Raw genomic sequence first — 9,249 nt, forward strand, 5'->3', positions numbered from 1 at the left:
GCGCAGGCCGCAGTGACGAGCCCCGCGACCAGTAGCCGCAGCGGCGTGTCCGCCGGCACGAGGCCCCGCTTCGTCTACCGAGCGCTCGCGGCAGGAACCGCTAGCGCTCGCCGTCCGCCCGCTCCCCGAACTCCACGAGCTTCGCGAACAGGTCCTCGATCAGCCAGCGGGTGTCGAACGCCTCGCAGACCCGGATCGTGTGCGGCCCTGCGTCGGGCAGGAGCTCGCCGTCCGCGGAGAACCGCGGCGCGCGGCGCTCCCGCCAGCGTCCGCCGGCGGGGTTCATCACGGCGCCGATCGCCGGGCTGTCGCCCAGCGACCGGAAGTCGAGCGGCCCGTACGGGATGGTGTCGTTGAACGCGATCAGCTGGTCCACCAGGTAGTCGCCGAGGGGGCTGGTTCCGCGCAGCCGCGTGCGGAGCTCGGCGTGCCCGACTCCGACTCCGGAGTACACGGGCATCGGGATCTGCCAGAGGGCGATGCCCGACTCGAGGACGCGGTTCGCGGCGTGGACGTCGTTGATCAGGTTGAACTCGGGGCTGTAGGCGGGGATCTCGTCGTAGGGCGGGCCGCCGACCCAGACGACCACGACGTCACGGGAGGCGATCGACGGCTCGAGCAGCAGGGCGGCGGCGACGTCGGTCAGCGGCCCGAGCACGGCGATCCACAGTCGGCCGGCGTCGCGCAGCGCCTCCGCGACGATCAGGCGGGCGCCGTCCGACGCCTCGGCGGGCAGGGCCGACTCGGCGCCGTCGACGACGGTCACCGTCGCTCCCGCCAACTCCACGATGCGGTCGATCTCGGCGCGCGACTCCGGCATGCTCCCCGGCCGGCCGAAGTGCGCAGCGACCAGGCCGCGGACGTCGAGGGTCTCGGTCAGCAGCGCCTGGACGATCGCGAACTGGTCGTCGGCCTCGTTCGCCGCGTCGGTGCTGACGATCAGGCGGTGCGGGGGAGGCGGGGTCATGCGGACTCGCGCTGCACGAGGGTCGTCGCGAGGATCGGCTGCCGGTCGACCGGGCGGCCCTGCACGACGGCGACGACGGTCTCGGCGGCGACGCGGCCCATGTCCTCCAGGGGCTGCCGGATGGTCGTGAGGGTCGGATCCGAGGTGGTCGCGATGACGACGTCGTCGAAGCCGATGACGGAGACGTCGGCGGGGACGCGGCGGCCGGACGCCTGGAGCACGCGGATCGCGCCGTTGGCCATCAGGTCGGAGGAGGCGAAGACGCCGTCGAGGTCGGGGTGGCGCTGCAGGAGGCGGGCCATCGCGGCGGAACCGCTCTCGAGGGTGAAGGCGCCGTGCACGATCGGGCTGGAGTCGAGGCCGAGCTCGGTCAGCTCGTCGCGCCAGCCGCGGATGCGGTCGCGGGCGGGCTCCATGTCGTGCGGGCCGGCGATGATGCCCAGGCGCCGGCGGCCGGAGTCGGCGAGCGCGCGGGCGGCGAGGCGGCCGCCTCCGTAGTTGTCGGAGTCGATGACGATCGCGTCCTCGGGCAGGGCGACGCGAGGGCGGCCGACCCAGGCGATCGGCACGGGGGAGTCGGCCAGCGCCTGGGCGAGGTGGGTGATCTCGTGCTGGAGGATCACGATCGCGCCGTCGACGGCCCGCGAGCGGAGGAAGCGGGGGATGCGGTCGCTGTCGTCGTGGTCGGCGGGCAGCAGCACGGGCTGCACCTCGCCGGCGTAGAGGCCCTTCGCGGCGCCCTTCAGCACCGAGGTGAAGAACGTCCCGGTGAGGCTGTCGAGCTCGTTGAAGGCGACGATCAGGGCGATGGCCCCGGCCCGCCCGCCGCGGAGCATCCGGGCGGCGCTGTTCGCCTCGTAGCCGAGGGACTTCGCGGCGCGCTCGACCGCGGCGGTCATCCGGACGTCGACATTGGTGCCGCCTGCGAGCACACGGGCGGCGGTGGCGCGCGAGACGCCCGCGGCCTGGGCGACGTCCACCAGCGTGGGTCGAGTCATGCTGCTTCCTTCTGCGAGGGGAGGTTCCGGCTTCCGCGCCTCCCCGCGGAGCACGGTGGGGAGAGCGTCGGAGTGAAGACTCGCACGGGGCGGCGGGCGGCCGTCCGGAACTGCTCGATTTGCGAAACTTCCCTTTGATACTAGGCGGAGATCGTTATCTCGCGGAGACCGGTTCTCGCTTGCATCGTGCTCGCGGGCGGGTTAGGTTGGCCGCCAAGAGATCGTTCTCTGAGGCCCGCCCTCACCGAAACCCTGCGAATCCCCAACGAAGAGGAATTGTCGTGAAAAGAAGCCTGACGGCCGTAGCCGCCGCAGCAGCAGTAGTCGCGCTCACCCTGACCGGGTGCTCGTCCGGAGGGGGAGGAGGCGCCTCGGACGACCCGAACGCCGAAGCCACCTTCTGGTCCTTCACCGGTATCAACGCCAAGGACAGCGTCGACGAGTACCTCGCGAAGATGCCCGACGCGAAGATCAAGCTCTCCGAGGTCGGCAGCACGACCGAGACCGCCACCGCCCTCACCGCGGCCCTCGCCGGCGGCAAGGTGCCCGACCTGGTCATGATCCAGAACGACGACCTGCCTCAGTTCGTCGCCAACAGCTCGAACTTCCTCGACCTGCGCACCCTCGGCGGCGACGACGTCGCCTCCACCTACCTCCCGTGGGCCGCCTCCGCCGCGACCGCCGACGACGGCTCCGTCGTGGGTGTCCCGACCGACGTCGGCGGACTGGGCTTCGCCTACCGCGCCGACCTCTTCGAGCAGGCCGGCCTGCCGACCGAGCCCGACCAGGTCGCCGAGCTCTGGAAGGACTGGCCGTCCTTCATCGAGACCGGCAAGAAGTACACCGAGGCGACCGGCAAGCCGTTCGTCGACAACATCGAGACCAGCGTCTTCTTCTCGACCGTCAACCAGGTCTCGGAGAAGTACTACTCGCCCGACGGCGAGCTGGTCTACGACACCAACCCGCAGGTTAAGGACGCGTTCCAGGTCGCCGTGGACACCAAGGACGCCGGCATCAGCGCCGGCATCGCCGCCTGGTCCTCGGGCTGGGCTCCGGGCCGCGCGAACGGCGCCTTCGCCGTGACGATCGCCCCCTCGTGGATCCTCGCCGGCATCAAGACCGACGCCCCCGACACCGCCGGCAACTGGCGCGTCACCAGCGTCCCCGGCATCGGCGGCAACTGGGGCGGCAGCGTCATCGCCATCCCCGCCCGCGCCGAGCACCCCGAGGCCGCCTGGCAGTACATCAAGACGATGATGTCGGCCGAGGGCCAGACCGACCACTTCAAGGCCTCGGGCACGCTGCCCGCCGCCACCGAGGCGGTCGCCAGCGAAGAGGTCCAGTCGTACACCGACCCGTTCTTCGGCGACTCGAAGATCGGCGAGGTCATGGCGACCTCCGTCGAGCAGTTCCCGTCCTTCTACAACGGACCGGACACCACCCCGATCAACGGGGCGCTCCTCAACACCCTCGTCGAGCTGGAGGCCGGCAACGTGACCTCCGACAAGGCGTGGTCGACCGCACTCGACACGGCCAAGCAGGCCATCGGCGGCTGATCGCCCCACCCACCCGAGCGGCCCGGCGCCTCGCGCGCCGGGCCCCTCCCCCCTTTCTCGACGGAGGTACTCCCGTGTCAACGGTGACAGCAGCACCACCCCGCAAGCAGCGCAAGCAGCCCAGCGCGCCGGTCCAGAAGGCCGCGCGGATCCGCAACTCCCTCTCGGAGCGGATCGCCCCCTACGCGTACGTCGCGCCCTTCTTCATCATCTTCATCGTCTTCGGGCTCTTCCCGCTCCTGTTCACGTTCTACGTCTCGCTCTTCGACTGGAACCCGATCGGCGAGCAGACCTTCGTCGGCATCGCGAACTTCCAGCAGCTCTTCGCCGACTCCCGGTTCTGGAACGCGCTGGTCAACACCTTCGGCATCTTCATCATCTCGACGGTGCCCCAGCTGCTGTTCGCCCTCTTCCTCGCGCACCTGCTGAACCACGCCCGCCTCCGCTGGGCGAACTTCTTCCGCATGGCGCTGCTGGTGCCGTACATCACCTCCGTCGCGGCGACCGCGATCGTGTTCGCGCAGATCTTCGACAAGAACTTCGGCCTGATCAACTGGTTCCTCGGCATCTTCGGACTGCCGTCGATCAACTTCCTCGCCACGAACTACGGCTCCTGGATCGTCATCTCGACGATGGTCTTCTGGCGCTGGTTCGGCTACAACACGCTCCTCTACCTGGCGGGCCTGCAGTCGCTGCCCCGCGAGATGTTCGAGGCGGCCTCCGTCGACGGCGCGTCCAGCTGGCAGCAGTTCCGCCACCTGACGATCCCGGCGCTGCGCCCGATCATCGTCTTCACCGTGATCATGTCGACCATCGGCGGTCTGCAGATCTTCACGGAGGCGCTCCTGGTGGCTCCCGAATCGGGCCTCACCTGCGGCGCCGGCCGGCAGTGCCAGACGCTGGCGCTCTTCCTCTACGAGCAGGGCTTCGGCCAGTTCAAGTTCGGCTACGGATCCGCCATCGGCGTCGTGCTGTTCGTGATCGTGGTCCTCGTCTCCCTCCTCAACTTCTACCTCTCCACCCGCACCCGGAAGGAGGCCGTCTGATGTCGGATGTGATCGACCAGGCCGTCCCGCAGACGCTGGCCCCCACGGTCCAGAAGGCACAGCTGCCGAAGCGGCGCGGGAAGGGCGGCGGAGTCGGCTGGCCGACCTACGTCTTCCTCGTGATCGCGGTGCTCGTCTCGATCTTCCCGCTCTACTACATGTTCGTCGTCGCGTCGGTCGGAGCGACCGCCGTCACGTCGATCCCGCCGCGCCTGTACCCGGGCACGAACTTCATGGCGATCGCCGAGAAGGTGTTCGACACCGTCCCGTTCGTCGCCTCGATGCTGAACAGCCTCATCGTGTCGCTGAGCATCGCCGTCATCTCGGCGATCCTCTGCGCGATGGCCGGCTTCGCCTTCGCGAAGCTGCAGTTCCCGGGCCGCAACGTGCTGTTCCTCATCGTGCTGCTGACCATGACGGTGCCGGCGCAGCTGAGCATCATCCCGCAGTACCTGATCGTCTCGGCGCTCGACTGGGTCGACACCCTCCAGGCGATCATCGTGCCGGGCCTGGCCAGCGCCTTCGGCATCTTCTGGATGCGGCAGCACATGTCCACGACGGTCAGCGACGAGCTGATCCAGGCGGCCCGCATCGACGGCGCCAACTCGTGGCAGCTGTTCTGGCGCATCGCCTTCCCGGTGGTCCGCCCCGCGGCGTTCGTCCTCGGACTGATCACCTTCACCGCGGTCTGGAACGACTTCATGTGGCCGTTCATCGTCCTCAAGTCGCCGGAGCTGTTCACGGTGCAGATCGCGCTGAAGCAGCTGCAGGCCAACCGCTCGATCGACGTCGCCCTGGCGATGGGCGGATCGTTCATGGCCACCCTCCCGCTGCTGATCGCGTTCTTCTTCGTCGGCCGCCGGATGGTGTCCGGGATCATGGACGGGGCGTTCAAGGGCTGATGCACGACGCTTCCCCAGCACTGCCCGGGACGGACGCCGCGCGTCCTCCCGGGCGGGACTGGCGGGATCGCGCTCTGCCTCCGGCCGAGCGCGCCCGCCTCCTGACCCAGGAACTCACCCTCGAGGAGAAGGCGGCGCAGCTCGGCTCCGTCTGGCTCACCGACTCCGCCGACGACTTCGCCCCGAAGCTCGACGACGGGATCGCCGCGGGCGACGACCTCTTCACCGGCGGCCTCGGCCAGCTGACCCGCGTGTTCGGCACCGAGCCGGTCACTGTCCCGGAGGGCGTCCGCCGGCTCCGCGAGCTGCAGGAGCGCGTGGTCGCCGGCAGCCGCCTCGGCATCCCGGCCATCGCGCACGAGGAGTGCCTCACCGGGCTGGCCGCGTACGGCGCGACCGCGTTCCCCACTCCGCTCGCCTGGGCGGCCACCTTCCACGAGGAGCTCCTGGGCGAGATGGCGGAGGCGATCGGCTCGGACATGCGCGCACTCGGCATCCACCAGGGCCTCGCCCCGGTCGTCGACGTCGTGAAGGACTACCGCTGGGGCCGCGTCGAGGAGACCCTCGGCGAGGACCCGTACCTGGTCTCGCAGCTCGGCGCCGCCTACGTGGCGGGGCTGGAGGGGACCGGCGTCGTCGCGACACTGAAGCACTTCGCCGGGTACGCCGCCTCCCGCGGCGCCCGCAACCACGGACCCGTGAGCATGGGGCCGCGCGAGCTCGCCGACACGGTGCTGCCTCCGTTCGAGGCCGCCCTGCGGCACGGCGGCGCCCGCAGCGTGATGACCTCGTACACCGACATCGACGGCGTGCCCAGCAGCGCCAGCCGGCACCTGCTGACGACGCTGCTCCGCGACCGCTGGGGCTTCGAGGGCACGGTCGTCGCCGACTACTGGGCGGTGCCGTTCCTCCAGGCCATGCACCACGTGGCGGTCGACGCGGCCGACGCGGGGCGCCTGGCGCTGCACGCCGGGGTCGACGTCGAGCTGCCGCAGACGGCGGCGTACGGCGAGCTGCCGCGCCTGATCCGCGAGGGCGTCGTCGACGAGGCCGACCTCGACCGCTCCGTGGCCAGGCACCTCCGCCACAAGTTCGAGGCGGGCCTCCTCGACGGCGGCCCGCTGGTGCCCGAGGGAGCCGAGGACGTCGACCTCGACAGCGCCCGCAACCGCGCGATCTCGTCGCGGATCGCGGAGGAGTCGGTCGTGCTGCTGCGCGACGAGGACGTCGCGGGGCTGCTGTCCTCCGGCTCGCTCGCCGTCGTGGGACCGGCCGCGGACCAGTTCCGCAGCTTGGTCGGCTGCTACGCGTTCCCCAACCACGTGCTCTCCAAGCACCCCGGCCACGACCTCGGGCTGTCGATCCCGACGGTGCTGACGGCGCTGCAGGAGGAGTTCGGAGCGTCGCGCGTGCGCTTCGGGGCGGGCGGCTCGATCACCTCCGCGTCGACCGACGGCGTGCAGGAGGCGGTGGACCTCGTCCGCGCCTCCGACGCGGCGGTCGTCGTGGTCGGCGACATCGCCGGGCTCTTCGGCGACGGCACCTCGGGCGAGGGCTGCGACGCGGCCGACCTCCGCCTCCCCGGAGCGCAGGAGCCGCTGGTGACGGCCGTGCTCGAGACCGGCGTGCCCACCGTGGTGGTCGTCCTCTCGGGCCGGCCCTACGCGCTCGGGGCGTTCGGAGCGGCGCGCGGACTCGTGCAGGCGTTCTTCCCGGGAGCGGACGGGGCGGCTGCGGTCGCCGGCGTGCTCTCGGGCCGCGTGGCTCCGACCGGGCGGCTGCCCGTGCAGATCCCGCGGCTCCCGTCCGCGTCGACCACGTACCTGCAGCCGTCGCTCGGGCTCTCGAACCCCGGGATCACGGCGCTGGACGCGACTCCGCTCTACCCGTTCGGCTACGGGCTGACCCGCGGCGCGGTGACGTACACGGAGCTGGCGACGGCGGCGGAGCTGCCGGTCGGCGGATCGCTCGACGTGGCGGTATCGCTCCGGAACGACGGCGCCGACACGGTCGAGGTGGTGCAGCTCTACGCGGGCTACCCGACCTCGGCGGTGGTGCGGCCGGTCGCGCAGCTCATCGGCTTCGCGCGCGTGCCGATCGCGGCGGGCGAGACGATGACGGTGCACTTCCACGTCGACGCGGCCCGGCTCGCGGTGACGGGGGAGGACGGCCGGCTCGCCGTGGACCCGGGGCCGCTGCGGCTGACGGCCGGCGCCTCGGCGGCGGACGCGGCGGTGACGGCGGAGGTGTCGATCACGGGGGAGCGGCGGCTGCTCGCCGAGCGGGCGCTGCGGACCCCCTGGTCGGTGGCGCGAGGCTGAGCGGTCGGCGCCTCAGGGGGGAGGCGCCGGCCGCTCGCGGGGGGCGGGCCGGCGGTGCCGGCTCGCGACCCCGCGGAAGTCGCGGTACTCGCGCGCGAGTCCTGCGACTTCTGCGGGGTCGTCGGCCCGGAGCGCGACGGCCGCGTAGCACCGCAGGCGCACAGCGCAAGGGGCCCGCGCGAGCCGGGGGCCCGGCCTAGCGTGGAAGGAGCGGCGCCGCCGGTGGCGGGCCGCGGAGAAGACCGATGCAGAGGAGAGTCATGCCCGCCCTGACCGACACGTTCACGCTGTCCAACGGAGTCGCCATCCCGAAGATCGGGTTCGGCACCTGGCAGATCCCCGACGGCCCCGAGGCCTACGACGCGACGACCGCCGCGCTCGAGGCGGGCTACCGCCACATCGACACCGCCCGCGCCTACGGCAACGAGGCGAGCGTCGCCCGGGCACTGCGCGACAGCGGCGTCCCGCGCGACGAGGTGTTCATCACCACCAAGCTCCCGGCCGAGGTGAAGGACTACGAGGGCGCGAAGGCGAGCTTCGAGACCACCATGGCGGCGCTCGAGCTCGACCACGTCGACCTGTACCTCATCCACGCCCCGTGGCCCTGGCAGGACATGGGCTCCGACCACCGCGAGGGCAACATCGCGGCGTGGAAGGCGATGGAGGAGATCCTCGAGGCCGGTCGCTCGAGGGCCATCGGCGTCTCGAACTTCCAGGTCGCCGATCTGGAGTCGCTGATCGCGGCGACCGACGTGGTGCCGCACGCCAACCAGATCCGCTGGTTCGTCGGCAACACCCAGGACGAGACGACCGCGTACTGCAAGGAGCACGGCATCCTCGTCGAGGGGTACTCGCCACTCGCGACGGGCGGCCTGCTCGACAACTCCGACATCGGCGAGATCGCCGCGAAGTACGACAAGTCGGTGGCGCAGCTCTGCATCCGCTACCTGCTCGAGAAGGACGTGCTGCCGCTGCCGAAGTCGACGACGCCCTCGCGCATCGTCGAGAACGCCGACGTCGACTTCGAGATCTCGTCCGAGGACCTCGCGCACCTCGACTCGCTCGTCGACACGGAGTCCTGACCCGCGGTCGCCCGCTCGTGACGGGCCGGAGGCCGTCGCACTCGAGCTCGAGTGCGGCGGCCTCCGTCGTCTCGGCGCGTCCGCCGCCGCCTCCGCTCGCGAGTGCGCAGGAGTTGTCGCAGTGGGCGTCGAGTGCGACAAGTCCTGGCTTCTCGCCGGACTCCTCCGATCGCGGTTCCGCGAGTGCGCAGGAGTTGTCGCAGTCGGTCTCGAGTGCGACAACTCCTGGAGTCTCGGGGTGCTCGGCGTAGGAGCGACGGGCGTCCGGCGTCCCGAGGCCGCTCGCGAGTGCGCAGGAGTTGTCGCAGTGGGCGTCGAGTGCGACAAGTCCTGGCTTCTCGCCGAGCCGGGGCGAGGCGGGGCGGGCCGTCGCTTAG

General features: G+C 71.2%; 7 protein-coding genes. 5 read left to right on the forward strand and 2 right to left on the reverse strand.

The window, feature by feature from the left end; genetic code table 11:
- Nucleotides 1–100: 100 nt before the first annotated feature.
- Together C5D36_RS09845 and C5D36_RS09850 are read right to left on the reverse strand one after the other, a co-directional pair.
- Nucleotides 101–967: a nucleoside hydrolase gene (locus C5D36_RS09845; RefSeq protein WP_104250818.1), complete on the reverse strand. Its 867-nt coding sequence runs from the start codon at nt 965–967 to the stop codon at nt 101–103.
- Nucleotides 964–1,965 (reverse strand): LacI family DNA-binding transcriptional regulator, encoded by a 1,002-nt coding sequence (locus tag C5D36_RS09850; protein WP_104224675.1) that lies wholly within the window; start codon nt 1,963–1,965, stop codon nt 964–966. Before C5D36_RS09850 ends, C5D36_RS09845 begins: the two co-directional genes overlap by 4 nt.
- Before the next feature lie 281 nt (nt 1,966–2,246).
- On the opposite strand from C5D36_RS09850, the gene C5D36_RS09855 reads away from it, so the two are divergent.
- The 5 genes from C5D36_RS09855 (at nt 2,247) to C5D36_RS09875 (ending at nt 8,872) form a co-directional block, all read left to right on the forward strand.
- Nucleotides 2,247–3,521 carry an extracellular solute-binding protein gene (locus C5D36_RS09855; protein WP_104226495.1) on the forward strand — a complete coding sequence of 425 codons (1,275 nt, stop codon included), beginning with the start codon at nt 2,247–2,249 and terminating at the stop codon, nt 3,519–3,521.
- An 83-nt stretch (nt 3,522–3,604) separates the two neighbouring features.
- Nucleotides 3,605–4,567: a carbohydrate ABC transporter permease gene (locus C5D36_RS09860; protein WP_104224677.1), complete on the forward strand. Its 963-nt coding sequence runs from the start codon at nt 3,605–3,607 to the stop codon at nt 4,565–4,567.
- Nucleotides 4,567–5,469 (forward strand): carbohydrate ABC transporter permease, encoded by a 903-nt coding sequence (locus tag C5D36_RS09865; protein WP_104248354.1) that lies wholly within the window; start codon nt 4,567–4,569, stop codon nt 5,467–5,469. The genes C5D36_RS09860 and C5D36_RS09865 overlap by 1 nt, the downstream gene beginning before the upstream one ends.
- Entirely contained in the window at nt 5,469–7,790 is a 2,322-nt protein-coding gene (locus C5D36_RS09870; protein WP_104295725.1) for a glycoside hydrolase family 3 N-terminal domain-containing protein, read from the forward strand. The genes C5D36_RS09865 and C5D36_RS09870 overlap by 1 nt, the downstream gene beginning before the upstream one ends.
- A gap of 260 nt (nt 7,791–8,050) precedes the next feature.
- The gene (locus C5D36_RS09875; RefSeq protein ID WP_104226493.1) at nt 8,051–8,872 is read left to right on the forward strand and encodes an aldo/keto reductase; all 822 of its coding nucleotides are present in this window, start codon (nt 8,051–8,053) and stop codon (nt 8,870–8,872) included.
- Nucleotides 8,873–9,249: the final 377 nt, after the last annotated feature.

The organism is Rathayibacter sp. AY1C6 (assembly GCF_002931535.1).
Classification (GTDB): Bacteria; Actinomycetota; Actinomycetes; order Actinomycetales; family Microbacteriaceae; genus Rathayibacter.